This window comes from Streptococcus infantis (assembly GCF_047464215.1).
In the GTDB taxonomy this organism is placed as follows: Bacteria; Bacillota; Bacilli; order Lactobacillales; family Streptococcaceae; genus Streptococcus; species Streptococcus infantis_P.
In genome coordinates, this window is record NZ_JASHCG010000013.1 from 34,821 (window position 1) to 60,553 (window position 25,733).

Sequence of the window (25,733 nt, forward strand, 5' to 3'; positions counted from 1 at the left end):
ACAACTGCTACAAGTTCGTTTCCACCTGTTTACGGTAGGCTTTAGGAGACTTCCCACACAGTTTTCGAAAAACCTTATAGAAATAACCTACATTACTGTATCCAACCGTATAGCAGATATCCTCGATACTATCATTTGTAGATAGCAAGAGTTGCTGGGCCGCCTTGATGCGTTGCTTATTGAGAAGCTCTGCAAAGGTGGAATTGGTTTCCTTCTTGATTAGTTGACCCAAATAAACGGGATTGATAAAGAGATCCTTGCTGATATCCTTAAGAGAAAGCTCTTTTTGGTAGTCTCTACCAATGACCTCGAGCACACTAACTACATTTTCATTCATGCGGTATTGGCCAAAGAAGGAAGTCAAGGTTTTCTTGGTATAAGCGACTAAGTCCTCAAAAGTGGTAATGGCATGGATGTTTTTGACAATATCTGTCATGTCATCTGCTTTCAAATGTTCAAAAAGATGGAAGACATCCATGACAAACTGGGTAAAGAGCTGCTTTGTGATAGATACTATCGGTGTATTTTCTAAGACAATCTTCTCAAGCAAGGTCAATTCATCAATAATTTGCTGGAGATTTCCTTGAATAATCACCCGATAGATGGGTTCGTAGTAAGAAAAGAGACTTTCAGACTGATCTAAATTGACCGATCCATAAAAGAGAGTCTTTTCAACATCACGCTTCCACTTTTCAAAGTTGATTTGATAAGGAGCTTCAAAAGGCATGACTAGCAAACCCTCAAATTCCTGATCTGCAAGGACGATTTGCCAGTCCTGACCTAGAACATAGTAGGGAATGACAAAATTCCCTTGTTTTCCCTTTGAAAGTCCGACCCACCAATTTTCTTTTTGGCTGAGATGAGCCTTGAAGGCTTCTTCATCGAGTTGCTGACTCAATATTTCGGGCTCATGAACCTTCTCACGAAGTTGAGTGACGATTTTTTCAAGTAAATGTCCCAGCTCGACCTTATCGACTGGTTTAACCAGATAATCAACCACGCTGAGATTCATAGCTTTTTTGACGTAGTCAAATTCTTGATAGCCCGATAGTAGGATATAATAAGCATCTGGCAACAAGTCCTTCATTTCCTGAATCATTTCAAGTCCTGTTTTGTCAGGCATGTTGACGTCAGATATCACAATATCCACAGGATGTTCTCGGACATAGTCAAGAGCGTCGTCAGCATGATTGGCTGTAGCGACGACTTCCATATCCCATTTATCAAAAGGAATCAAACGCTTGAGACCTTCGGTAATCATGTACTCGTCGTCCACTAATAGTACTTTATACATCTTTATCCTTTCTCCTCATCCTGAATAGTAATTCGATAACGAACACCTTCTTGTTTAACTGATTCTACATTGATATCATAGCGGTCGCCAAAGTAGAGTACAAAGCGCTCATGCACATTGACAATCCCAATGGACTGGCGTTTCCCACTATAATCCACCGTATGTTCAAAGGTTCTCTGAGCTAATTTGTCCTGGATCTCTGCTAGCTTATCAGCAGGCATTCCACGCCCATTATCGGTTACCAAGATTTCGACATATCCTTCTTTTTTCAAAGCCTTGATACTGATCACATTATCTGTACGTCGATGATCGACTCCGTGGGCAAAATAATTTTCCACCAAGGGTTGGAGGGTGAATTTTGGAATGCGCATTTCTTCCAATCCAGGGTCAATCTTAAATCCATAAGCAATGGATTTTGGATAACGCACCATACAGAGATAACTGTACTTCCGACAAAATTCCACTTCTTGCTTTAATGTTGTTTCTCGTTCGTCAGAGATGTTGTTACGCAGGAGACTACTGAATTCGTAGATAATATCCGCTAGTTCATTTTGGTTTTCCATGACCGCGTACATCCGTAGAAACTCCAGAGTATTATACATAAAATGTGGATTTATCTGAGCTTGTAGGGCGCGCATATTTGCATCTTTTTGGCTCAGCTCCAGCTGGTAAATATCGTGGATATTTCTCTCCAGTCGGTCCAACATGTCATTTGTCGTTTCAGCGATTAAAAGTAATTCCTGATCTTTCTTCTTAAGATCAATTCTTTTGCCTTGTTCCCCCTCCGCAATATCATGGATTGTTTCCACTAGGTCAACAACTTGGGTTTGATACTTCGAAAATGTTTTTTTCAAGGTTACATATAAAATAACGATAAAGAGGAGACTCAAAGCAAGAATAAAAATCGAACTAGATATACTCCCACTAAGGACATAATCCCTCGGAACTGCAACCTGAACCTGATAACCATGAGCTGTCTCATCTTGCAACCATTCCTCTCGATTACTTTTTTCACCTTGGTGAAACATATCCGTTTCAAAAGGAGAGGTGATGCTCACAGCAATTGGGATATTTCCTCTGGTATTGTCAATAGCCTTATAAAAAACATCGGAAGATACAGAGACATAAATAACACCAAGAGCTTGATCCGATACTGGATCGGATACGGGAATGGCGAAACTATTGGCATCTGGCTTAAAGGCATCTGCAGAAACCTTGTAACCACTACGATTGTCCCTCTTCGATACATAAACTTCTGTTGAGTCTTGCAAGACAAAGGCTACACCCGTTACAAAATCATTGCGCACATAGAGGTCATCGATATTTTCATAAATGGATACCGAAATATAGGGCGATGCTTTACGCTCCAGTTGCCAGTAGAAATAATCCGGTGTACTGAGGCTAAAATACTTATAGATTCCCTCGATTCGCGCTTGATTATCTACTAAACTTTGGGCTGAACGCGCTGATTCTCGATAGTAATACTCAACCTCACTCACTGTCCGAGTCAAGACCCGCTGGGAAACCTGTCTTGCTTCTTTTTCTCGACTATCCCAGTTCACATAGGAAATCAACAGGGCAAAACTAGCAATGATGACAATCATCACCCAAGTATAGGTTCGAAGGAGTGAATGAAGCCAAAACTGTTTCATCCTATTTGGACGCCAATTTTTCATGAATGCTTTCATAAACAGGCTCCAATAAATCACTAATAAAGAAATGCCACATACCAATCCCTACAAAAATGATAAGGGCTGGCATATAAAACCCAATAATGGCTAACAAGACGCTACCAAGAAGAACTTTAGCCACTGCTGATAAGCTCATAAAAATTCCGATAAAGGCAAGCTTTAAGGTATTTTGATAGGATAAGTCAAAATAAACTTGTAATTTTAGAGAAACTGTATAAGCCAAAAATACCAGGGCTACCAAAAAAATATTTAGAAAGGTTGCTGCCAAGTGGATAATGGTCTGATGCGGCAATTGGATCATGAGATACAAACCATAAATCAAGATCAAGTCAAGTCCCATAAAGGTGTAGAAACTGAGATTGCTTTTTACAAAATTGCTCTTATAAAGAGTCCAAGCCTCTTTAAAACCATAGGCACGGTAAGAATAGCCATGTTCTGCAAATAAACTCATGATAGTCGCACTAGCTGGTGCTATACCAAAAACCACACCTCCTGCTAGTGTCAATAACCAAAAATAAGCCGTTGCAATCATCCCCAAAAAGAAACGATGAAAGACTAGCTCAATAAAATTTCCCACGGTTTGCCTCCAAAAAAATAATCTAGAACTATTATAACATATTTCAAGCGCTCTCAAAAAAGAAGAGGATAGAAAAGGTAGTGAGAGTTGAACTTGCTACCTTTTTAGTAGCAAGTCCGAAGTAAGCATCCATCCTTGTCAAAGGTGTACAAATGAATAAGTATATAGTTGTTTAATAAAGGTATTTGTACTATAATAAAGATAGATAGAGAAACCGATTAATAATCAAAGAATAAACCTTTCTCCAGGACAGATGGACATATTTGAAGATTAGTTCATTGCTATTCAACTTAATTATTGGCTTGGTAAAATAACGAAAGGAGTATGGACCATGACTATTTTTATTTTAAGAACTACCGTGTTTTGGATTGCTCTTATTTTGAGTCTTTTCTCTGATAAATTGTTCAAACAACATGCAAAAGTCGGAAAAATAATTTGCACTATAATAGCATTAATTGCGGCATTGTCATTTCTGTTCTAAGTTATTTTAGGAATACAGGAATTAGTTCGTCCTGTGTTCTTTTTTTCTGCCAAATGTACATTGATAAAATAAATAACAAGTTACTAAAATTTATATGCGTTCTTAAAACAACACAAAAACGCTCTAGTCATATTGTCTAGAGCGTTTCTCTATATATCCGAACATCTAATTTATTTCACAAAGAATGTAGTTTTTCGGTTAATTTTTATTGCAATACATCGAAATTTTAAAATTCAAGAATCGCGTTAAATCACGGTTTTTAAACATCTAATAATATGCTTTTCTTTTATTTTAAAGACTTTTTGCCCGACCTCATTTCATTGTGAGACTTGTTATCTACACTATTTGCCTTCTTCTTTTGTCAAGCAATAGGTGAGGCCCACTGATGAAATTGCTGACATAAGAATTCTCCTTTTAATTTTTTTCTATTTTTGTTTATCATATATTTTAATGTTTGTCTATCAGTCACACATTCGTAATACACATTTATACAAAAAAGCTTTTTGCTTTGGAAGCCTTTAATAATAACAGTTTACATTAATGATTATTTCCCATTTAATACTATTTTACTGTATGTACTAATTTCAAATATCTTTTTCATGCATTGTACCCTTTATTTATCACATCCTTAACTGTCTATAAAAATCAGCATTCATTTCTAACAATTCTTTAAAGGGAACTATTTTTCTATCTGCACCTGATGGAGTGTACTCCATTGACCAAATAAAAGGATAGGTCAAAACAACTTCATTTGATTCAAGCGATAAATCTAATGTGAACAAATCTGGTACTATCAGTTCTTGATAAAATGTGTCTAACTGATTTGTCGTCACCCAAAATAAAAAGTCCTTATAATCTATCTCCAAATCCTCCCATTCTAATGTATCGGGAGCGAAATATTCTATTGCATTTAATTTTTCAATATTTATTGCAAATAGACCACCCAAGATATCATAAGCTATCAAACAACGACTCGAGTTATAACATTTTGAAAACAATTCATTACAGTAGCTGAATCCATTCTCTGAATCATTCCCCAAGATTTTTAAATAACCATTCACAGTTACATAAGAAAAATGTTCTAAGATAAACTTCAGTTCTTGTGGTCTTTCTATACTATCCGTTAGTTTTTTGTTAAATTCAAGGAATTTAATATCATTAGAACTTTTATCAAATTCTGCAATAATCTTTTTCGTAGTTAACATTTTATTCGTCTACCCTATCCCATTCAATTTTTCACTCTTGCTTCATTTTTATTTATATGCACAACATTAAAGAAGCTCAATCGCAGATACTTCATTATCTAAATCAACAGATTCAAACTTCTCAGGATATTGCAGATAATCAATACATTTTTTAAAAACATGAAAAAACTCAGAGAAACAATGTTAAAATCATCAAAACATTTGATTTCTCTGAGATAAAATTTGCTGATTGTACTCGAAACCTAGATCGTTCTTATCTACGATACTGCTTCAAGAAACGGGTCATCTTTTCTTGGATTTGGGCTAACTCATCTACACGTGGCAGATAAACGATACGGAAGTGATCTGGCTCTTTCCAGTTAAAGCCTCGTCCGTGAACCAAAAGTACTTTTTCTTGCTTCAAGAAATCAAGAACAAACTGTTCATCATCATCGATACGATACATATTGCGATCAATTTTAGGGAAGATATAAAGACCCGCTTTAGGTTTAACCGCTGACAAACCAGGAATATCTTGAATGGCATTATAAATGAAATTTCTTTGCTCGTAGATACGACCACCTGGCAAGAGCAATTCGTCCACCGATTGGTGACCACCGAGTGAAGTTTGAACAACCTGTTGAGCCAAGACGTTGGAACAAAGGCGCATGTTTGAAAGCATGTTGAGACCTTCAATATAGCCCTTTACATGATGTTTAGGTCCAGACAAGACCATCCAACCCACACGGAAACCAGCGATACGGTGCGATTTAGACAGACCATTCATGCTAACACAGAAAAGGTCTGGAGCCAAACTAGCTACTGGTGTGTGGACATTGCCATCCATAACCATACGGTCGTAGATTTCATCTGCAAAGATAATCAAGTCATTTTGACGAGCAATCTCAATAATATCTAACAAGAGTTCTTTGGGATAGAGGGCTCCCGTTGGATTATTTGGATTGATTAAAACGATAGCCTTAGTATTTGAACTAATCTTAGACTTAATGTCATCTAGGTCTGGATACCATTCAGCTTCTTCATCACAGACGTAATGAACGGCATTTCCTCCAGCCAAGCTAACTGCAGCTGTCCAAAGTGGGTAGTCAGGCATTGGAACCAAGACTTCATCGCCATTGTCCAAGAGACCTTGCATGGACATAACAATTAGCTCACTAACACCATTTCCAAGATAGATATCATCAATACCTACATTTGGGAATTTTTTGAGCTGACAGTACTGCATAATAGCTTTGCGGGCTGAAAAGATACCTTTTGAATCTGAATAACCTTCACTATCACGCGCATTCATAATCAAATCATGGATAACCTCATCTGGTGCGGTAAAACCAAACTCAGCTGGGTTCCCTGTATTCAAACGGAGGATTTTTTCTCCATTTGCTCGCATACGCATGGCTTCCTCAAGAACTGGTCCACGAATATCATAAGCCACATGCTCTAATTTGATTGATTTGTTAAATTCTTTCATTTGAGTTCCTCAATTCATCAGGATAGTTAATATTATACCACTTGATAGAAAAATCGTAAATCGCCCACTACTATTCCACAAAAAAACCTTGCTTAACGCAAGGTAAACAGAGCAAGGTCGATTTCTTTCTATTTTTGGGAGAAGAAAGAGAAAAATATGCACCTCTAGTAAGACATACATCTAAATCTAAAGTCTCGCATATAAACTTCGAATCGAAAACGAAGGCATCGTTATGGATGATAGTTGCATGAACTCATGAATTTCTTCCTGTGTCCAGCAAAACGCAAAGAAAAAATAAGTCGACTCAACAAACAACATAGACGATGTCTGGGCTAATTCGAGTCTGTTTGTAAAGAATTTTACCATATCACTGACTTCTTTCCCTTGCCCTGTCACTTAGTATTATACACTAAAACTTTTGCATTTTCAAATAAGTACATATAAAAAGAACTCTTTTTAAAGCGTCACTTAAAAATTTATACTCAATGAAAATCAAAGAGCAAACTAGGAAGCTAGCCGCAGGTTGCTCAAAGCACGGCTTTGAGGTTGCAGATAAAGCTGACGTGGTTTGAAGAGATTTTCGAAGAGTATTAATTAAATATGATTCTGCTTTGGCAATAGAAAAGAGAGAACCATGTGATTCTCTCAGTTTTTACTTCTACAAATATCTAGAACGAAATTTAATTTCGCCAGATTATTTCGCAATTTCAGCCAACATTTTTTCAATGTGTTGGATTGATTTTTCACGTCCAAGCAAGTAGATGGTATCTGGCAATTCAGGACCATGCATCTCACCTGAAACAGCGATACGGATTGGCATGAAGAGATTCTTCCCTTTGATACCTGTTTCTTTTTGGACTGCTTTGATTTGTGGGAAGATATTTTCTACCACAAACTCGTCATCTGACATAGCTTCAAGCTTGGCTTTGAAGGCTTCAAGTACCGTTGGCACTGTTTCACCAGCCATGACTTCTCGTTCAGCTTCTGTCAATTCTGGGAAGTCTGAGAAGAAAAGGTCTGTCAATGGAACGATTTCGTCAACTGACTTCATTTGTGGTTTGTAGAGTTCCACCAATTTTTTAGCCTTGTCTGTCAAACGTCCTGCTTTTTCGAGGAATAGCTTAGCCATTTCAAAGATAGTCTCAAGGTCCGCATTCTTAATGTACTCATTGCTCATCCAGTCCATTTTCTTCTGGTCGAAGGCTGCTGGAGACTTGCTGAGGCGGTTTTCATCAAAGAGCTTAATGAGTTCTTCACGAGAGAAGATCTCGTCTTCTCCACCAGGGTTCCAGCCAAGAAGAGCGATAAAGTTAAAGACTGCTTCTGGCAGGTAGCCTTTCTTACGATAATCTTCGATGAACTGAAGGGTGTTGGTGTCACGTTTAGACAACTTCTTACCAGTTTCAGAGTTGATGATCAAGGTCATATGACCGAACTCTGGAGCTTCCCAACCAAGTGCCTCATAAACCATAAGTTGTTTTGGTGTATTAGCAATGTGGTCATCTCCACGAATAACATGAGAAATTTGCATATCGTGGTCATCGATCACAACGGCAAAGTTGTAAGTTGGGTAGCCATCTTTCTTTTGGATAACCCAGTCCCCACCGATATTGCCACCTTCAAATTCGATATCACCTTTGACCATATCATGCCACTTATAGATACCAGACTCATTAACTGCCAAACGAACAGTTGGGATAATACCTGCGGCTTCACGTTCTGCAACATAAGCTGCTTTTTCTTCCTCGCTCATACCAAGGTATTCGTTAATGTAACGAGGTGTTTCACCAGCTGCTTCTTGGCGTTCACGTTCAGCTGCCAACTCTTCTTCAGTGACGTAAGATTTGTAGGCTTTCCCTTCAGCAAGCAATTGGTCGATATATTTTTGATAGAGTTCCAAACGCTCTGATTGGCGGTAGTTTTCATGAGTCTCTGGACTTTCATCCCAATCCATGCCCAACCAACGAAGGTTTTCAAGCTGCGAACGTTCTCCGTCTTCGACGTGACGCTTGCGGTCAGTATCCTCGATACGGATGATAAAAGTTCCACCATGGTGGCGTGCATACAAGTAGTTAAACAATGCTGTACGGGCATTTCCGATGTGTAGTAGTCCTGTTGGACTTGGTGCATAACGCACACGAATATCTTTTGACATATCTTCTCCTATATAGTCTCTAGGCGTCTGCCTTTTTGCTCTCTATATTATATCACAAGTCGTGCCAGAGTCCAATTTCTCTTTTCAAGAAAAAGCAAAAAGAGTGGTAAAACCACTCTTTTCAGCTCTATTATAGACGAGCGTTGAGTTCTTTGCTCAATTCTTCAAATCCTGGTTTACCAAGAAGGGCAAACATGTTACGTTTGTAAGCTTCAACACCTGGTTGGTCAAATGGGTTGATAGCATTCAAGTAACCTGAAAGGGCGATAGCCAATTCGAAGAAGTAGATAGTGTAGCCAAGAGTGAAAGCATCTTGCTCAGGAAGAGTCACGTACATGTTTGGTACGTCACCGTCAGTGTGGGCAAGAAGAACACCATCAGTCGCTTTTTTGTTTACAAAGTCAACGTCTTTTCCTTGAAGGTAACCAAGTCCGTCAAGGTCTTCTTCCAAAGTAGGAATGATCACGTTCTTACGTGGTTTGTCAACACGGACAACGGTTTCAAACATGATACGAGTTCCTTCTTGGATAAATTGACCCAATGAGTGCAAGTCTGTTGAGAAGTTAGCTGAAGTTGGGTAAATACCTTTTTGGTCTTTCCCTTCTGTTCAAGCACCCCTTGTGGATGCATTTGCTGGAAATTCCCTTGCACTGACTGGCTAGTTTGATTGACTTGCCAATCAACCACTGCGTCATCTATTTTTTCTAATTTAGACCCAGAAGCCTGGACTTTTTGTCCAGGCTCTGAATCAATTTTTTAGACTTTTATTTTTCTAAATTGCTTGATTTGAAATTTTATTATGGTTAAGCAGTTTCAAAAATCTGAATGGTAGAATCTTTATCAATTACTACCGCTTGATCTGCTACAACATGGAGTGTACCAGGAAGGCTCCCCTCTTTTGAACCATCAAAAGAAATCGTGATATGTCCCAGTCCAGTTAAATTTTTTTCTACTACATTTCCTACGGAACTAATCGAATATTCCTGATTATCTACCACCAGCTTGCCACCTTCTAGTATTGAACCTAGCAGATTTTTATTATCAATCTTAAAACAATACTCTGATAAATCTTCCGGTGCTTCTTCTCCAAATAAAATGAGCATATTGGCATCTTGAATCATATTCTGAGCTTCAGACCCTACTTGAATTACTTTAGTTTCAAAAATTTTCTTCATCTGATTTCTATTCATACTTTCTCTAATTTGTCATAAACTTAGGCTTATAGATAAGTTTAACATAATATAGCTACTCTGTTTACATGCGTCTATCAAAGGTCTACTGATAAAGACCAATACTAGCTATCCAAGCAACTAGCACCCGCGGAACACCATTGAGAAAGCGTGAATAAAGTACCGAAGGGACACCAACCTCAACTGTTTCAGCCTTGGCTTCAGATAGGCCGAGTGCTACAGGAATGAAATCACAACCGTTTTGAGTGTTGATAGCAAATAAAGCTGGCAGAGCCATTTGGGGCGGAATAGTCCCTTTTCCGATTTCGACTCCAATTAAAGTTCCAATAATCTGACTAATAACAGCTCCGGGACCTAACAAAGGAGATAGGAATGGTAAGGAACAGATAAAGCCAATTAAAACGAGTCCCCAGATGTTCCCCGCTAGGGGAACCATTAATTTTGCCAGCCAATTTCCAACACCAGATCCTTGAATAACCCCAATCAGCAAGGAAACAAAGGCCATGAAAGGAATTATTGTATTGAGCATTGTTTGGATGGCTTCACGAGCAGCCTGGTTGAAAGTTGCAACGACCTTACCAGCCCCCATCCCAATTCGTGCTACAATACTTGTTTCAGCTTTTTGCTCTGTAATTTTTTTACTAGTATCGTAAGTTGGCTTTTCAGTTACCACAGTTGTCGCTTTTTCGTCTTCATTAGCAGCAGAAATTTGATTAAGGCCAACTGCTGACACATAGATTTCCTCGGTTATATATTGAGCTAGAGGCCCACTTTTCCCTGTAGCGACAATATTTATTGTAGGGATTCCCTTTTTAGGATAAATACCACAGCGAAGAGTACCGCCACAATCCACGATTGCTAAAGCAATTTCCTCATCTGGGATAGAAGTTTTAAACCCATTAACAGCTTCCATACCGGTCAAATCAGCAATTTTATCTACAATATCTGGCTTTTCTCCGCCACCAGTAATATAGATGAATTTATGCTTAGCTTCACTAGGTGTAATGACCAAAGGTCCTCCGAAACCGCCATTTCCTTTAACAACTTTTATACTCTTATATGACATAATTTCACTCTTTCTATAAATCAAATGTTTTACTCAAGGTAACACCTTGCTGTTTTGCTACATAAGCAGTTGTAAAATCGGTCACCCAACCGCCTACAAAGTTCATGACAAGCCCAACAAGCATGTAACGAATGGCTAAGTCCATTTGACTTAAACCTAAAGTTTGAATTCCTGTTGCAATTCCCATCCATACAAACAATTCCCCAGGATTGATATGCGGAAATACACCATTTGAAGTATGGCAGAACTGCATCTGAGCTGCTACAAAACTAGGTTTATAATATTCTGGTAAGAAACGTCCCATACTGATTGCCATCGGATTCCCCAGCATAAAGGCTGAAATGAAAGGTAAAATCATATACCGGCTAACAGGATTTTTGGCAGAAATCTTAGCCAGGGAATTGACCTTCTCTTCTCCCAAGAAAGCGATAAGGGTATTCATTGCAATCAATAGCATTAAGACAAGCGGTACAATATTTGTCATCCAGCTAATAAAGGTTTCTCCACCTAATTGGAAGAGTTTCATAAAACTCTCTGCAAAATTTGTAATGTGATTCATAAGGAACTCCCTTTCTTATTTTTTTTAAATAACTGTTTAATAGATAATTGTAAGTAATTCGCATAAAAGCCGAATCCCAGAAAAGAATCAGATGAACTTGTCTCTTTCTCAATACCTGCCTCATGCCAAAGATAGACTTTTCTAGCATCTTCTATGGCTGATTGCATCAACTTATTTTCTTTTCTCACAAGAGGATTATACTTGTCAAAATAATGGATGTCTTCTCCAACATAATCGTCCATATTTTGAAAACGTGCTAAGATTGTGACTCCTTGCATTTTGCTAGCTTTAAGAACCCGACCGTTTTCATCAACCGCGAACATGACAATCGTACCGGATTTGATTCTTCCGGACTTCCTGCCAATCGCTACGCGCCCCAGTCTTCGGAGCATCGTATAGGTCTTATTGAAGTCTTTGAGTTGCTGCCAGCCGAGGAACATTTGAAATATATAAGCTGCCATGACAAATACAGCGAAAATTATTAGCGAATTCATTAAAATACTCCTTTGCTCTTAGAAAATGATAGAAACTCTGTCTCTGTTTCTACAGCCCTCAAAGCTTCTTTTAGAGAAGGCTCTCCTGCAATTCGAAAAATGTCGTCATACAATTCCAGCAATTCACTCTCCATTTTGCTTTCAATTTCTGAGGGAATGGCGACTAGAAAGATAAATTCAATCCAATCATCTCCTTTTTGATAAGGCTCTTCTAGCTTTCCAAACATTAAAATAGTCTTTGCATAACCCTGGTTAATTGTATGGGGGAAGGCAATTCCTCCACCAAAAATGGTTGATTATTTTTTCTCCCTATCAATTATCCGATTTCTAAAACCTTCATCAATCATCTGAAGTTTCTCTAACTCTGCAACCATATTTAGCAAGTATTGCTGATAGGTTTTTTGGGGACTCAACCGAAGAAAACGTAAGCTGACTGTTTCTAGATTTTTTTGATGAAAAGCATTGGCCCTCTGCCATTCTTCCCGCAGCCATTGATCATCAAAAATATGATTAACTTGAATGACTGGAGATTTAGAATCTTTATATTTTAGAGGAACTGTCGTAAAAATCGCGAAATAGTCCTGATTCAAATCCAGATTAAAATCCTCTTCAGAATACTGAGTAATGTCTACATCATTTCCAAGGATTCGTCTGAGTTGCTGAATAATCATCGCAGCAGTTCCTCTTCCTGTTGTGCAAACTACTGCTATCTGCTTGCGAGAACCATTTACAACAGAGTTTTGCTTTCTTAAAATCATTTCAAAATACAAAGCCAGATATCCGATTTCAGATAATTCCAATTCAGAACCAAAAATTGCAGATAGTTCTTCTCCAGCAATTTTCGCCATTTCAAAAGCAAAAGGATATTGAGTTTGAACCTCGCCATGAAATATATCATTAGCTTGCACATGGAAAATCAGTCGATTGATTAAGGGGCCTAGATGAGACTTGATTTCTTCAAATAATTCTTCATCATCAAAGTTAACCAACATTGTTTCTTTGACTTTCTTGACAATCCCTTGAAAAATGTTTGCAAGCTGTTCAGATTGATAAGACGGCTTGCTTAAAGTGTCAATAAAACGGACATTAAAAGGAAAACACAAAAAGTCTATTTCAAACTGACTGAGGGAAATCTTATAAGTCATCACAATATGATAGATTAATTTCTCAACCAAAGGGGTCTCTGTTAAATCATTCCTATAGTAAGGAATAGGACAACTCAACACCCTAGATGCATGAATACGCTCCACCATAATTGAAATGGTCTTTCGAAGGAGTTCCTTTGTTTCTTTCGGGATTTTATACTCCTGGAGTAGCGTCTCCAGAAAAGAAGATGTTGCCTCGGTGAGTGTCCTTCCTTCAAAGTAAGGGGCCACTTGGTGAATATAGAGCAAGCGCAAATTCAGCTCGTCCCCCAAGACCTCCAGCCCACGGTTGGGCTTTCCTGAAATAGTGATAGAGTAACTCTCTGCCAAAGATTTTACTTGTTTTAAATCCTTATTAAGGGTACTTCTACTAACACCTGCTTCCTCAGCCAAGTCGTCAATAAGAAGAGGGGAGTTTGACTTAATTAAACGTTTTAGTAAATAGGCAATTCTTTTACTGGAAGAATTGAAGTCACTCTCCTGTTTTAAACTACCAGATAAAATCCTTTCCAACTCTGTATAGTCATACACTTCTAACATTAACTTATCATCTTGTGAGATAATCTGGATATTAGGAGCCAAAACATCATTTAATTGTTGGATACTCTTTTGCAAGGTTTGCATACTAATATCCAGCTCTGAGCGCATATCTACCAAGGAATAAGTTGGCTGTGAGACCATTTTTTCTAAAATGTTATACCATCGATTTACTAAGGTCAACTCTCTTCCTCACCTTCATTTTTTTAACCGCGAGTTTTCCCTCCAGCAATATTTGTAGTGACTCCAGTTATATAGCTAGAACGATCTGAAATATAGAATGCTACAAGATCAGCTACTTCCCGTAGTTTACCACTTCGTCCCAAAGGAGTTGTTGAAGTTGAAGCATAACCAGCTCGAATATCTTCTACCGTCTTTCCACGGGTATAAGCAAGAGCTTCCTCATAAGAAAGAGTTCGAAGCCCCGTAGCTTCCATAATTCCTGGAGCAATTCCAACCACACGTACACCATGCTTACCCAGCTCTTTCGCCCATGAACGAGTGTAACTATAGACTGCTGCTTTTGTTGCAGCATAGGCACTTTGTCCTTCAGAACCTTCCAAACCTGCTTCTGAAGCCATGTTCACAATTACACCTTTTCTATTTTTCACTAAAATACGTCCTACTGCCTGACTAACCAAATACAAACCTTTTTGATTAATCATTGTTACTTTTTCAAACGTTTCATCGTCTAACTCGTAAGGACCTTTAGGATTTTCTGCATCAATTAATAATCTGGGAACATTAATCCCTGCATTATTGACTACCGCATCAATATTGCCAAATCTTTCAACTATTTTGGCAACACCCTCTTCTACTTCAGAGCGAGAAGTTACATCAACTTTTACAAATAATAGATTCGGGTGACGCAAATCGTTGTCGCTAAGATCAAAATTCGCTACATTGACTCCTAATTCCAGCAATTCTTCAACGATTGCCTTACCGATCCCAGATGACGCGCCAGTCACAAGAACTGTTTTGCCTTTTATGTTTAACCAATCATTCATTTTGATACCTCTCAAATTTTATTTACAAGGCAATTATACAGCGCTTTCATAAAAGAATTAAGACACTCTTTTTTACACTTTTAAAAAAAATAATAAACTAATTAAGAGGCTTGTACTAAAAATCCACAAGAAATGAACTTGTGGATCTTTTTATATTCTAAATGAACTCAAAGCATATGAGAATCAAAGGCGTGCATTCAACTCAGCACCCAGCTCTTCAAAGCCTGGTTTCCCAAGAAGAGCAAACATGTTTTTCTTATAAGCTTCAACTCCAGGCTGGTCAAATGGATTGATACCATTCAGGTAGCCAGAAAGAGCAATAGCCAACTCAAAGAAGTAAATAGTGTAGCCCAAAGTGAACTCATCTTGCTCAGGCAGTGTCACAAACATATTTGGAACTCCACCATCAGTGTGTGCTAACAGCACTCCATCTGTAGCTTTTTTATTGACAAAGTCAACATCTTTTCCTTGCAAGTAGCCAAGACCGTCCAAGTCTTCTGCCAATTCAGGAATCAGCACATTTTTGCGAGGTTTATCTACACGGATAACTGTTTCAAAGAGGATACGGGTACCTTCCTGGATAAATTGTCCCAGAGAGTGCAAGTCTGTTGAGAAGTTAGCTGAAGTTGGATAAATCCCTTTTTGGTCTTTCCCTTCTGACTCACCAGCCAGTTGCTTCCACCACTCAGAGAAGTATTGCAGAGATGGTTCATAGTTAGCTAGAACTTCTGTCAGATAACCTTTACGGTACAAGATATTGCGTACAACTGCATATTGATATGCTTCATTTTCAGCCAACTTATCAGAAGCATAAGCCTTGCGAGCAGCATTTGCTCCTTCCATTAACTTGCTGATATCAGCTCCTGCAGCTGCGATTGGCAAGAGCCCCACTGCTGTCAATACTGTAAAACGACCACCTACACTATCAGGCACTACAAAAGTATCCCAGCCATTAGCATCTGCTTCAACCTTAACTGCACCTTTAGCGCGGTCTGTAGTTGCGTAGATACGTTGGTTAGCTTCTTCTTGACCGTACTTCTTAACCAAGAGTTCTTTGAAGACACGGAAAGCAATAGCCGGTTCAGTTGTTGTACCTGATTTAGAAATCACGTTTACTGAGAAATCTTTGTCTGATACATAGTCTACCAAATCAGCCAAATAGCTTGAAGAGATAGAGTTTCCAGCATAGAGGATCTGAGGTGCCTTGCGTTCTTCCTTTCTTTGCAAGTTTACAAATGAATTATTCAAGAAATCAATAGCTGCACGAGCTCCTAAATAGGAACCACCAATACCGATTACGATCAATACCTCACTATCAGATTGGATTTTAGCAGCAGCCTTTTGAATACGAGCAAATTCATCTTTGTCATATTCTTCAGGTAAGTTCAACCAGCCAGTCATTTCTGCCCCAGGACCTGTACCATTTCGCAGAGCAGAATCTGCTGCAGTCACTTGAGGCTGCATATAATCTAGTTCATGTGGTGCAACAAATTTATCTAATACTTTTGAATAATCAAATTTAATATGTGACATAATATTCCTCCAAAATTTCTTCTCTTCTATCATAACCCTTACCTTAGATTTTTTCAAGTTTTTATACTGAATTTTTCCAAATTTTATCATAATTTAAACATTTGCGTAAAAAATGTTACAATATTAAAATTTGAACGAAATAAGACAAAAAAACGACTAGGTTTCCAGTCGTTATAATTCATTCAATAAATACTCAAATAATTCTAAGTTGCCATCTTCTTCATTGACCAAAAATTCTGGATGCCACTGGAGACCAATAATACGGTGCTCGTCGATAGATTCGATTGCTTCAACAGTTTGATCACGTGGATCCACAGCCGTCACGCGGAAATTGGGTGCCAAGTCTTTAATACTCTGACGATGTACTGAGTTAACCTGACTTTCTTTACCAAATAATTTAGACACTACACTGCCATCCACTGTCTCAATAGAATGTGAAGTCCCAAAAGGTAGACCTTGCCAATGACCTTCAATATCCTGATTGAGTGTCCCACCAAAAGCAACGTTGACAAGCTGAACGCCACGGCAAATGGCTAAGATTGGTTTGTTCTGACGCAAGGCTTCTTGTAGAAGAGCTAGCTCAAACTCGTCGCGAGCTAGGTTATAGTCGTCGCTATCAATTGTTTTTTCCTCACCATAAAACTGAGGATGAACATTTTGTCCCCCAGTCAAGATGAGCTTATCAATCATTTCTACATAGTCATGGACAAGTGTCTCATCACCAACCGGAATGACCAAAGGAAGTCCGCCAACCTGACGAATACTTTCAGCAAATTTACAAGAGACTGATGAATGAATATTTTTTCCTTCTGCGTCCACAGGACATAGGTTTGCCGCTACTCCAACAACTGTTCTTGCCATCATTGATTTCCTTTCCTTTTCTATTGATAATCTTATCTTATCATCCTTGCCCACTCCTGTCTAATATGTATTTTTTAAGTCCGTGATAAAATTTTTTTATCAGAAAAAGTTGCCCAAAATTAGGACAACTTTTTTGCTTATACTCAATGAAAATCAAAGAGCAAACTAGAAGCTAGCCGCAGGTTGCTCAAAACACAGTTTTGAGGTTGTGGATAGAACTGACGAAGTCAGTAACACATATACGGCAAGGGGACGCTGACGTGGTTTGAAGAGATTTTCGAAGAGTATTATTCAAAGACAAATTGATTATGGTACAGTTCGGAGTAAAATCCTCCGAGCTTGAGTAATTCGTGATGATTTCCTTGTTCGATAACCTCACCATCCTTAAGGACAATAATCTGATCGGCATTGAGAATCGTTTTCAGGCGGTGAGCAATTACAAAACTCGTTCTTCCAGCTACAATTGCCTCCATGGCATTTTGAATCTTACTTTCTGTTACAGTATCAACGTTTGATGTTGCCTCATCCAAGATTAAGACCTGTGGATCTGTCATCAAGGTACGAGCAATAGAAATCAACTGCTTTTGACCGGTCGAGAAGACACTCTGGTCATCATCAATCAATGTATCATACTTGTCTGGTAGACTTTCGATATATTCATGGATATGCGTAGCCTTAGCAGCTGCTTCGACCATTTCCTGACTGGCATCTGGTACTCCAAATCGAATATTGTCCCGAATAGTTCCACTGAACAAAACAGAATCCTGTAGGACTATTCCTACCTTACTTCGCAAACTGTCTAAATCAAACTCGCGAATATCCCTACCATCAAAGCTGATACCACCTGCATCCACATCATAAAAGCGATTGATTAAGTTCATGATGGTTGTTTTCCCCGAACCTGTCGGACCAACAACTGCAATCATTTTTCCTTTTGGAGCTGAGATGCTGACATCTTTTAGAATCGGTTTCCCTGGGAGATAGGAGAAGTCTACGTTACGAATCTCCACACCCTCTTTTAATTCGCTAAAGGCTGGAGCATCTTGAGGACGAATTTCTTCCTCTGCATCAAACATTTCTTGGATACGGTCTGCACCTGTAAAGGCCAATTGCAAACTTCCCCAGCTCGCCGCTAATTGGATAATGGGCTGGTAATACTGTTGCGAAAACTGAGTAAACATGACAATCAAACCCAGAGCAGTTGCTGTCTCGATGTTCTTATCATTCAGTAAGACAGCTGAACCAACAAAAATAACTACTGCTGTATTGACCAAGCTCATCCCGTTCATAACAGGGAAAAGAATTCCTGAGAACATTCTTCCCTTGAAAGTGGCCTTTCGAACCCGTTCATTCTGCTCGACAAAACCAGCAATCACATCTTCTTGGATCCCTTGAACGATAACTGCTTTTTGTCCAGAGATACTCTCATCCATATAAGCATTGAGCTTCCCAACTTCTTTTTGTTGGAGGTTGGTATATTTCCGCGCTAGCTTCAGGATAAAGAACAACATGATAACAGCTATTGGAGTGCTGGCAATTGTGATTAAAGCCAAGGTGACATTTTTTGCGAACATGACAATCAGCAAGCCAATATAAAGGGCAATATTGGTCATGACAGACACTAAACTTTCGTTGAAAGCTTGGAGAATATTATCCAAATCACTGGTAAAACGAGACAGGATGTCTCCATCTTGATGGCGGTCAAAGAAGGAAACTGTCAAGCGAGAAAGCTTGCCAAAAAGTCCCTTACGCATCTCATTTGTAGATTCCGCAATAATGCGGCTCATCAAGACCATATAGATGAGACTAGACACTACTAAAACTATCAAAATATAAGCAAGATTAATCAGGAGTCCCAATAGACTTTGCCAAACCATATCTGGATTTCCATTTTGATAGGCTATAACCAAATTAGCCAGCTCTGTGACTGTTTGACCTGCAAAAACTGGAAAGAGGGCTTGTGCAATCGTTGCAATGATAATCATAGCAATGACAACGATAAAGGATATCTTGTAAACTTTAAAATAGTTCCAAAAAAATTCAAATGTCTTCATCCTACTCCTCCTTTCCTTTTTGCGTTTCGTAAATTTCACGATAAACTGGGTTTTTTGCAACCAAGTCAGCATGCTTGCCTTGACCAATCAAGCGCCCTTGGTCAAGCACTAAAATTTTATCAGCATGAACAACAGAGCTAATTTTTTGCGCTATGATAATCGTAGTCGTACCCTTCAAGTCCTTGTTGAGAGCTTCTTGAACCAAGCGTTCTGATTTGGCATCAAGGGCAGAGGTTGAATCATCGAAAATCAATATTTTAGGATTGCTGACAATCCCACGCGCAATAGACATTCTTTGTTTTTGTCCACCGGAAAAGTTAGTTCCACGTTCCTCAACCGGACTTTCAAAAGCCAAGTCCATGCGACTGATAAATTCACTAGCTTGTGCGATGCGAGCTGCGCGTTCCATTTCTGAAACTGTCGCATCTCCCTTACCTTGTCTGAGATTATCTGCGATGGTTCCACTAAAGAGAATGGCTTTTTGTAGGACGATAGAAACTGTCTTACGAAGCGTCCCTTCACTAACTGTACGAATGTCCTTTCCGCCAATTTTGATCGAACCTTGCTGAGGATCAAACAGTCGTGGAATCAACTGAGCCAAGGTTGATTTCCCTGCACCAGTTGCTCCGACAACCCCAACCATTTCACCAGCTGCAATATCGAAAGATACATCTTTTAGGATAGGTTCTTCATCATTTGGATAGGTGAAGGTTACATTTTCAAAACTGAGACTTCCTTCTAATTCTTCATCTTCCACATCCTTGAAGGTCATAGCCGGTTCTGTATCTAGGATTTCACGAATACGACGGAGGGAAATCATGGCACGAGTAACTGAGTTCCCCAAAAATCCAACCATAACGATAGTAAAGATAATCTGACTCAGATAGTTCACAAAGGAAGCAATGGAACCAACGACTGATGGATCTGACTCTGCCATACCTGCTACAAGCCAGATTGAGAGAAAAACAGCCCCATACGAAATCAACATCATTGCAGGTTGCATAACAGAAAAGGCATAACCAATATAAAGGTTTTCTCCCAATAATTCATCTGACACCTGCGTAAACTTATCAAACTGATCTTTTTCTCTTACAAAAGACTTAACCACGCGCACACCACGCAAATTTTCTTTAGCAATGGCATTGATACGCTCAAGTAAGGTCTGGAACTTTGAAAAGCGTGGTCCCACCACTCCCATCATAAAACCCATTATGACAACAATCAGAACGACCATGAGAACTAGCACCCACCATAGAGAAGGTAGGGTGACAACTGCTAATATAAAGGAACCGATAAACAAAAGTGGTAGCCGAAAGAGAATTTGGAAGGTCATCATGACTACGTTTTGAATCTGGTTGATGTCATTGGTCATACGAACAACAAGATTCCCTGCGTTAAATTCCTCAATATTGGCGTATGAAAAAGTTTGAATCTTACGAAAGGCATCTTCCCGTAAGTCTGACGAAACTCCTTGAGCAATATAGGCGGCTAACATAACATTGATACCACCTGCAATCAAACCAATCAAGGCAACAAGGATTAACCAAAAACCAATATGATAAATAACTTCATTATCACCAGTTAGCAGTGCCTCCAAAACTTCCTGCAAATAACGCGGTTGCAAGAGTGAACTCGTTACCATTAGACCTGTCATAATTAAGGAAGCTAGAGCCTGCCATTTATAGGCTTTTATTTTCTGAAACAGCATATTTCCCCCTTCTAAGATAGACAAAAGGGAACGACAACTCTGTCAGTCCCTTCTTATGCTTTCATGTTGATGCTATTCTAACAAAAAAGAATGCTATTGTCAAAGCACTCAACTCTTACAAGCTTGTGCAATGACGACATCAGCATTCTATTGAATCATCTAAAACATCTTCTAATTTAAGTAGAGAATTTTTATTGTTCTGAACTAGCTTGCTCTTCTAGTTTAGCTCGTCCAATTTCACGGTAGCTACGGTCGCCAACAATCTTGACTGAGAACTGACCATCCTGGTACTCAAGAATCGTCACACTTCCATTATCAAGGCCATGTGGATGCATTCCGTTGATTAAATAAACAATGGTTCCAATAGTCATTCCATGGCTGACTACGAGAGCATTTCCTCCCCCATTAGCTTCCATTTCCTTAGCAATGGCTTCAAAACCTTCCCAGATACGCCCACTTAGTTTTTCCCAGCCTTCAGCCCAGCCTGCTGTATCCACTTCTACCAGACCTTCAGCCAGCTCAGCATAGGACAAACGATGCACATGATCGACATTAAAGATACGCGGAATGATCCCCATAAAAAGATCTCCATCATAAGCACCATCAAAACTACCAAAGCACCATTCACGGATTCGCTTATCCATACGATAAGGAATTTGCCCTGTTAAACCTAGTTCCTCAAGGATAATTCCCATAGTCTGAATGGTCCGTCCAGAGTCGCTTGAATAAGCACGCTCAAATCTTAAACCAGACTCACGCAAGCCAATCCCCAATTCATGAATGCCTCGTTCCCCTTCAGCTGTCAGTGGAGTATCACTCCAACCTTGAGCACGCCCAATCGTATTAAACATTGTTTTCCCATGACGCACTAGATACAATTTTACACTTGACATTTTCCGTCCTCCATATGTATCTATTATAGCATGATTTCGTACAAAAGCCTTGTCCTAACCCACTGAGTCCAACATCACCACTTAAACTAGATTTTACAAATCTAATAATCTATGTCTTATCATTCTTAGAAGGAGCAACTTTAGATGTCTCGGTGTCCTCTTTTTTTACCTGTTCTTCTTTTGACTTTTTTTCTGTTTTCTTCGTCTTATTGTCGGTCTTTTTCAAAGGTGGAAATTGAAATTCAAACTGATTTTTTCCAGTGTCAACAATCGCTGTAAATCCCTTTTGGTCATTACGATAAGTTGCCTTTCCTGCATCAAATGACTGCTGACCACTCTCAGAATTAGCTTTTTCATAAGTTCTCTTAGCCATCGCATAAGCCACCAGTTTCTCTTTATTTAAGACATAATCCTGATGATGAGCTACTTGCCGGTTCAGATAAAACTGCAACAGAAGACTAAAAATACCTGACATTACAAGGGCATAAAGAAGAACGCCTGCTCTAACTTTTTTCTTTTTCAACACGATAGATGAACTCCCTCTCTAGTCCCTTTTCAAACTGAAAATTAAAATGAACATTTTGCCCGTTTTGGTAAATATGAGCTGATTTCAGACCGTAAACCATCGGCTGGTAGCCACGTCCACTGGCATCTGTTTTCCGAAAATCATCTGACTTTGATTTTCCCATGGAAATGGGGTTTCCATCCTGTTTGAGGTAAAGTCTATCATTCTCCACTTTTTCAAATTGGGCTCGATTCAGCTCTGCTTCCAGCTGATCCACAAATAAGAGCCATTCTTTTTGCTCACTTTTCTGCTGGTAGCGAACTTCTGAAACCAAGAGTTGGCTCATAGATTGAAAAAGAAGCAAACTCCCACTAATCACAATAAGAGCAACCAGGGATTCTAAAAGTGTAAAAGCTCTGACTCTACTTATCTTGAATCGCCAGTAATTTTTCAGTTCCATGATACACCTCCAAACCTCTCTCATTCGAGACAACACGAACTGTAAGTCTATTGACAGTCAACTGCTTTTGTCCAGTCTGCAAAGCCATACGAGCCACACGCAAAACTTCTTCCTGTTCTAAGAGTCTTGTTTCCTGTCGTCTACTTTCTTGAATCTGCCCTAACAAGAGGGTTGCAATACTGGCAAAAATAGCTAGTGAAATCACTGCCTCCAGTAAAATAACCGCCTTAATTTTTTGCTTCTTGAATACGTTTAATCTTCCCATTTCCTATATTTAGTCGGTAGCGAACCACTTCTTTCCTTGTTTGAAATCTGATGCTAACCAGATATGAACTCCCCCCTGCCTTATCAAAGGTGATTGACTGATTGGACTGAAGCTGAATCCCTTTAGGGATGGCCAATTTCTGATAGCCATTACTAATGCTTCTCTCTTCTAAAATCAAGTTCATCTTTTGCTGGCTAGCCAGACTTCGCTTCTGGGTTTCTCGGTAAAGTTCCTCAAACTCCATAAAGAAAATTTGTTCTTCCACCGCCGCAAAAGTGGATTGAACTGAACTTGACAAACCCAAGGCCAAAATGCTTACTATCCCTAAGACCAATAGACTTTCTACCATGGTAAAAGCCCTAATCCGCAACTGTTTGACTTGTCTTTTGTTTATCATGATACTCTTTGTAAGCTTTTGCTTGCTCAGCAGTGATACGTCCATCTGCCTGTAATTTGCTTAGACTAGCATCTTCATTTTTATCTAGAGTATAGAGTTCAGCTTGGCTTTCTACCACCTTGACGACTGCTGCTTTCCCCTTATCATTCACTGCATCCTTTTGCTTAGTTAGGTTTGGCACAAACAATAAGAGTAGAACGCTAATGATGAGCAACACCACCAACATTTCTACCAGTGTGAAAGCTTTTGCCTTGGCTTCTTTTAATTTCATCAACATTTTTTTCATCTAAAAATTTACCTCCATATTTTGATACATAGGCAACAACATGGCTGCGTACAATAAAACGATTAGCAGAGCTACAAAAATAAAGACCAGGGGTTGAACTAAGTTCATCGTACGATTAACTCGAGTAAAGAATGCCTCCCAAGTTTTCTCTGCATAGATTTCCAATTCGCTTCCCAACTTGGACTTGACCTCTCCATATTCAATGATTAATCCCAACTCTCTTCTAAAAAAAGGATAATTCTGCACAACCATAGAAAATTCATGCCCACTTTGCAAAGCTTGATCTAAATCGTGTCCAATTTCCTTAAAAAGAGGATTCCCTTGCTCCTGCATCATCTGGAAAATCTGTGATAGCTCCAGACCTTGACCAATCATATTACCCCATTCTCTAGCATAATAGGCAGTCAGATAATACTGAACAAACACACCTAGAAAGGGGATTCTAGCTAGAAAAGAAAAGACTGGTATCTTCCTAGATTTTCTGTAAAAAATCAATCCTGTTAAAGATGCAAGACCTAGCAATAGAGTAATCCCCAAAAAAATCTGTGGTAGGTTGCTAATAACTAAAGTAGCTATGTTACTACTATCTAGTTGGGGCAAGAGATAATTTCGCAAACCCAACATAATGAGCAGTAGGAAAGCTAACAAAATGATTGGGTAGGTCGCAACTTCAATTAACTTCTTCTTGACCTTAGCAAGATTATCCAAATATTCTTCAATTTTCCCCATACTCAAATGGAGATTTCCATGAACTTCAGCCAATGAAAGTTGCGTGACAATCGCACTCGAGAAACCTAAATGACCCATCATTTCTGAAAAAGACTTTCCCTGCGCAAGTCCTAGATGCATCTGCGATACATATTCCTTTTCCAACAAGAGACTTCTATCTAGAAAGGAAATGATTTCTACCAGATGAAAACCACTAGAAAATAAATTGTTAAAGAGAGTGATGATTTTTTTCTGCTTAATGGTAGCTAATTTTCTCCGTTTCAGCTTGAAGGGCAGTGATATGTCCTTCTTTAAGAAGCTGGTCAATTTGTCCATTCCACTTTTCTGCCTGGTGTTCTTGGTAATTTTTGTTTGCAAAATCAATAATTCCTCCTCCTGCGATTAGTCTCTGATAACAAACACCTTGTAAAACAACTGCAAGTTCATCTTCACTGACACCAAGTTCTAAGAGGCGCTCATAAACCCCACGAACACTCTTGGCATGGATTGTCGAGAATACCGTGGCACCTGTCAGACTAGCTCGTACAACGGCACGGGCTGTTTCACTATCTCGAATTTCTCCAATGATTAAAAGATCTGGACGATGTCGTAGGGAAAGTTTTATCAAGTTCTCATAGCTAAGTCCGATAGCTTCATTGAGCTGTAATTGTAGCATTTCTTCTTGCTTAATTTCTACTGGATCTTCAATGGACATGACCTGTTGTCCCTTAAACAATGACTTAGCTAATTCATGCATCAAAGTAGTTTTGCCACTTCCTACGGGGCCTGCAAAAAGATAAAGCCCGCGTTGCCTAAAGCCCTTTTCCAGTTCTATAAGGTCCTGAAACCAGAAGCGCAACTCTTGTTCTTGATCATGCAAAAGTCGGATTACTAGACTCTCATGACCACGATAATCTCCCACCGTCGATAAACGTAATGAAGAAATCTTGTCTCCATGCTGATAATCACAGGAACCAAGCTGACTACGGCGTTTTTCTCCAACGTTCATCCCCGCAATAAACTTAAAATGACTAATGACAGCCCCCAACTTTTCAAAGTCATAGGTGTTATAGTCACTTAGTTTATAAAATACATGTTATAATAAAGCCATGGCATATAGTACAGATTTTAAACAACGAGCATTAGATTACATCAAAGAGGGACACAGCCATGTCGAGGCGGCCAAAGTTTTTG

23 protein-coding genes and 3 pseudogenes are annotated in these 25,733 nt (G+C 39.1%); 1 reads left to right on the forward strand and 25 read right to left on the reverse strand.

All coding sequences use genetic code 11. The features are described 5' to 3' along the window. Nucleotides 1–7: 7 nt before the first annotated feature. The 25 genes and pseudogenes from QM469_RS08035 to comGA all read right to left on the reverse strand — a co-directional run. Complete coding sequence (locus QM469_RS08035; RefSeq protein WP_315640451.1) at nt 8–1,294, reverse strand: response regulator transcription factor; 1,287 nt, start codon at nt 1,292–1,294, stop codon at nt 8–10. Nucleotides 1,295–1,296: 2 nt separating this feature from the next. Then, entirely contained in the window at nt 1,297–2,970 is a 1,674-nt protein-coding gene (locus tag QM469_RS08040) for a sensor histidine kinase (protein ID WP_315640450.1), read from the reverse strand. Beyond that, complete coding sequence (locus QM469_RS08045; protein ID WP_045763088.1) at nt 2,948–3,562, reverse strand: YesL family protein; 615 nt, start codon at nt 3,560–3,562, stop codon at nt 2,948–2,950. Before QM469_RS08045 ends, QM469_RS08040 begins: the two co-directional genes overlap by 23 nt. A 1,101-nt stretch (nt 3,563–4,663) precedes the next feature. Further along, nucleotides 4,664–5,248, reverse strand: coding sequence for a DUF2625 family protein (locus tag QM469_RS08050; protein WP_315640449.1), 585 nt, complete (start codon nt 5,246–5,248; stop codon nt 4,664–4,666). A 253-nt stretch (nt 5,249–5,501) separates the two neighbouring features. Further along, nucleotides 5,502–6,716, reverse strand: coding sequence for a pyridoxal phosphate-dependent aminotransferase (locus QM469_RS08055; protein ID WP_045762715.1), 1,215 nt, complete (start codon nt 6,714–6,716; stop codon nt 5,502–5,504). A 694-nt stretch (nt 6,717–7,410) separates the two neighbouring features. Then, entirely contained in the window at nt 7,411–8,871 is a 1,461-nt protein-coding gene (gene gltX, locus QM469_RS08060; RefSeq protein ID WP_315640446.1) for a glutamate--tRNA ligase, read from the reverse strand. Between the two features lie 130 nt (nt 8,872–9,001). Beyond that, nucleotides 9,002–9,478 (reverse strand): annotated as a pseudogene (gene pgi / locus QM469_RS08065) (glucose-6-phosphate isomerase); the annotation flags it as partial. A gap of 196 nt (nt 9,479–9,674) precedes the next feature. After that, on the reverse strand, nt 9,675–10,046 hold the full coding sequence (locus QM469_RS08070; RefSeq protein WP_033585537.1) for a PTS glucitol/sorbitol transporter subunit IIA: 372 nt from the start codon (nt 10,044–10,046) through the stop codon (nt 9,675–9,677). 100 nt (nt 10,047–10,146) lie between these two features. Further along, the gene (locus QM469_RS08075) at nt 10,147–11,127 is read right to left on the reverse strand and encodes a PTS glucitol/sorbitol transporter subunit IIB (RefSeq protein ID WP_000120696.1); all 981 of its coding nucleotides are present in this window, start codon (nt 11,125–11,127) and stop codon (nt 10,147–10,149) included. A 13-nt stretch (nt 11,128–11,140) separates the two neighbouring features. Next, complete coding sequence (locus QM469_RS08080) at nt 11,141–11,686, reverse strand: PTS glucitol/sorbitol transporter subunit IIC (protein ID WP_001015684.1); 546 nt, start codon at nt 11,684–11,686, stop codon at nt 11,141–11,143. After that, a complete protein-coding gene (locus QM469_RS08085; protein WP_001086645.1) occupies nt 11,683–12,180 on the reverse strand; it encodes a transcriptional regulator GutM in 498 nt (165 codons plus the stop codon). Before QM469_RS08085 ends, QM469_RS08080 begins: the two co-directional genes overlap by 4 nt. Continuing rightward, a pseudogene (locus QM469_RS08090) lies at nt 12,180–14,006 on the reverse strand (BglG family transcription antiterminator). Before QM469_RS08090 ends, QM469_RS08085 begins: the two are co-directional and overlap by 1 nt. Nucleotides 14,007–14,068: 62 nt before the next feature. After that, a complete protein-coding gene (locus QM469_RS08095) occupies nt 14,069–14,869 on the reverse strand; it encodes an SDR family oxidoreductase (protein WP_001000838.1) in 801 nt (266 codons plus the stop codon). A 183-nt stretch (nt 14,870–15,052) separates the two neighbouring features. After that, the gene (locus QM469_RS08100; protein WP_000018239.1) at nt 15,053–16,402 is read right to left on the reverse strand and encodes a glucose-6-phosphate isomerase; all 1,350 of its coding nucleotides are present in this window, start codon (nt 16,400–16,402) and stop codon (nt 15,053–15,055) included. Nucleotides 16,403–16,573: 171 nt separating this feature from the next. Then, nucleotides 16,574–17,263 (reverse strand): gamma-glutamyl-gamma-aminobutyrate hydrolase family protein, encoded by a 690-nt coding sequence (locus tag QM469_RS08105; RefSeq protein WP_153225705.1) that lies wholly within the window; start codon nt 17,261–17,263, stop codon nt 16,574–16,576. A gap of 287 nt (nt 17,264–17,550) precedes the next feature. Beyond that, a complete protein-coding gene (locus QM469_RS08110) occupies nt 17,551–19,317 on the reverse strand; it encodes an ABC transporter ATP-binding protein (RefSeq protein WP_311522999.1) in 1,767 nt (588 codons plus the stop codon). Between the two features lies 1 nt (nt 19,318). After that, nucleotides 19,319–21,025, reverse strand: coding sequence for an ABC transporter ATP-binding protein (locus QM469_RS08115; protein ID WP_414276511.1), 1,707 nt, complete (start codon nt 21,023–21,025; stop codon nt 19,319–19,321). Between the two features lie 191 nt (nt 21,026–21,216). Beyond that, entirely contained in the window at nt 21,217–21,918 is a 702-nt protein-coding gene (locus QM469_RS08120) for a histidine phosphatase family protein (RefSeq protein WP_049509191.1), read from the reverse strand. Nucleotides 21,919–22,027: 109 nt separating this feature from the next. Further along, complete coding sequence (gene comGG / locus QM469_RS08125; protein WP_414276512.1) at nt 22,028–22,444, reverse strand: competence type IV pilus minor pilin ComGG; 417 nt, start codon at nt 22,442–22,444, stop codon at nt 22,028–22,030. Further along, entirely contained in the window at nt 22,422–22,883 is a 462-nt protein-coding gene (gene comGF / locus QM469_RS08130) for a competence type IV pilus minor pilin ComGF (protein ID WP_281335755.1), read from the reverse strand. Before comGF ends, comGG begins: the two co-directional genes overlap by 23 nt. Beyond that, complete coding sequence (comGE, locus tag QM469_RS08135) at nt 22,846–23,148, reverse strand: competence type IV pilus minor pilin ComGE (protein ID WP_414276513.1); 303 nt, start codon at nt 23,146–23,148, stop codon at nt 22,846–22,848. Before comGE ends, comGF begins: the two co-directional genes overlap by 38 nt. After that, a complete protein-coding gene (comGD, locus tag QM469_RS08140) occupies nt 23,111–23,545 on the reverse strand; it encodes a competence type IV pilus minor pilin ComGD (RefSeq protein ID WP_414276514.1) in 435 nt (144 codons plus the stop codon). The genes comGE and comGD overlap by 38 nt, the downstream gene beginning before the upstream one ends. Then, on the reverse strand, nt 23,508–23,831 hold the full coding sequence (comGC, locus tag QM469_RS08145; RefSeq protein WP_414276515.1) for a competence type IV pilus major pilin ComGC: 324 nt from the start codon (nt 23,829–23,831) through the stop codon (nt 23,508–23,510). The genes comGD and comGC overlap by 38 nt, the downstream gene beginning before the upstream one ends. Continuing rightward, nucleotides 23,832–24,875: a competence type IV pilus assembly protein ComGB gene (comGB, locus tag QM469_RS08150; RefSeq protein ID WP_414276516.1), complete on the reverse strand. Its 1,044-nt coding sequence runs from the start codon at nt 24,873–24,875 to the stop codon at nt 23,832–23,834. Further along, nucleotides 24,796–25,596 (reverse strand): annotated as a pseudogene (comGA, locus tag QM469_RS08155) (competence type IV pilus ATPase ComGA); the annotation flags it as partial. The gene comGB and the pseudogene comGA, both read right to left, overlap by 80 nt. 52 nt (nt 25,597–25,648) lie before the next feature. Between comGA and QM469_RS08160 the strand changes: the two are divergent. After that, on the forward strand, nt 25,649–25,733 hold an 85-nt coding region (locus tag QM469_RS08160), incomplete at its 3' end, for an IS630 transposase-related protein (protein ID WP_212750421.1).

Excerpts from the sequence above, each read along its gene's own strand:
- QM469_RS08035 (WP_315640451.1), bottom strand. The coding sequence starts at position 1,294 with ATGTATAAAGTACTATTAGTGGACGACGAGTACATGATTACCGAAGGT.
- QM469_RS08040 (WP_315640450.1), bottom strand. The coding sequence starts at position 2,970 with ATGAAAAATTGGCGTCCAAATAGGATGAAACAGTTTTGGCTTCATTCA.
- QM469_RS08050 (WP_315640449.1), bottom strand. The coding sequence starts at position 5,248 with ATGTTAACTACGAAAAAGATTATTGCAGAATTTGATAAAAGTTCTAAT.
- QM469_RS08055 (WP_045762715.1), bottom strand. The coding sequence starts at position 6,716 with ATGAAAGAATTTAACAAATCAATCAAATTAGAGCATGTGGCTTATGAT.
- gltX (WP_315640446.1), bottom strand. The coding sequence starts at position 8,871 with ATGTCAAAAGATATTCGTGTGCGTTATGCACCAAGTCCAACAGGACTA.
- QM469_RS08070 (WP_033585537.1), bottom strand. The coding sequence starts at position 10,046 with ATGAAGAAAATTTTTGAAACTAAAGTAATTCAAGTAGGGTCTGAAGCT.
- QM469_RS08075 (WP_000120696.1), bottom strand. The coding sequence starts at position 11,127 with ATGTCATATAAGAGTATAAAAGTTGTTAAAGGAAATGGCGGTTTCGGA.
- QM469_RS08080 (WP_001015684.1), bottom strand. The coding sequence starts at position 11,686 with ATGAATCACATTACAAATTTTGCAGAGAGTTTTATGAAACTCTTCCAA.
- QM469_RS08085 (WP_001086645.1), bottom strand. The coding sequence starts at position 12,180 with ATGAATTCGCTAATAATTTTCGCTGTATTTGTCATGGCAGCTTATATA.
- QM469_RS08095 (WP_001000838.1), bottom strand. The coding sequence starts at position 14,869 with ATGAATGATTGGTTAAACATAAAAGGCAAAACAGTTCTTGTGACTGGC.
- QM469_RS08100 (WP_000018239.1), bottom strand. The coding sequence starts at position 16,402 with ATGTCACATATTAAATTTGATTATTCAAAAGTATTAGATAAATTTGTT.
- QM469_RS08105 (WP_153225705.1), bottom strand. The coding sequence starts at position 17,263 with ATGGCAAGAACAGTTGTTGGAGTAGCGGCAAACCTATGTCCTGTGGAC.
- QM469_RS08110 (WP_311522999.1), bottom strand. The coding sequence starts at position 19,317 with ATGAAGACATTTGAATTTTTTTGGAACTATTTTAAAGTTTACAAGATA.
- QM469_RS08115 (WP_414276511.1), bottom strand. The coding sequence starts at position 21,025 with ATGCTGTTTCAGAAAATAAAAGCCTATAAATGGCAGGCTCTAGCTTCC.
- QM469_RS08120 (WP_049509191.1), bottom strand. The coding sequence starts at position 21,918 with ATGTCAAGTGTAAAATTGTATCTAGTGCGTCATGGGAAAACAATGTTT.
- comGF (WP_281335755.1), bottom strand. The coding sequence starts at position 22,883 with ATGGAACTGAAAAATTACTGGCGATTCAAGATAAGTAGAGTCAGAGCT.
- comGE (WP_414276513.1), bottom strand. The coding sequence starts at position 23,148 with ATGGGAAGATTAAACGTATTCAAGAAGCAAAAAATTAAGGCGGTTATT.
- comGD (WP_414276514.1), bottom strand. The coding sequence starts at position 23,545 with ATGATAAACAAAAGACAAGTCAAACAGTTGCGGATTAGGGCTTTTACC.
- comGC (WP_414276515.1), bottom strand. The coding sequence starts at position 23,831 with ATGAAAAAAATGTTGATGAAATTAAAAGAAGCCAAGGCAAAAGCTTTC.
- comGB (WP_414276516.1), bottom strand. The coding sequence starts at position 24,875 with ATGGACAAATTGACCAGCTTCTTAAAGAAGGACATATCACTGCCCTTC.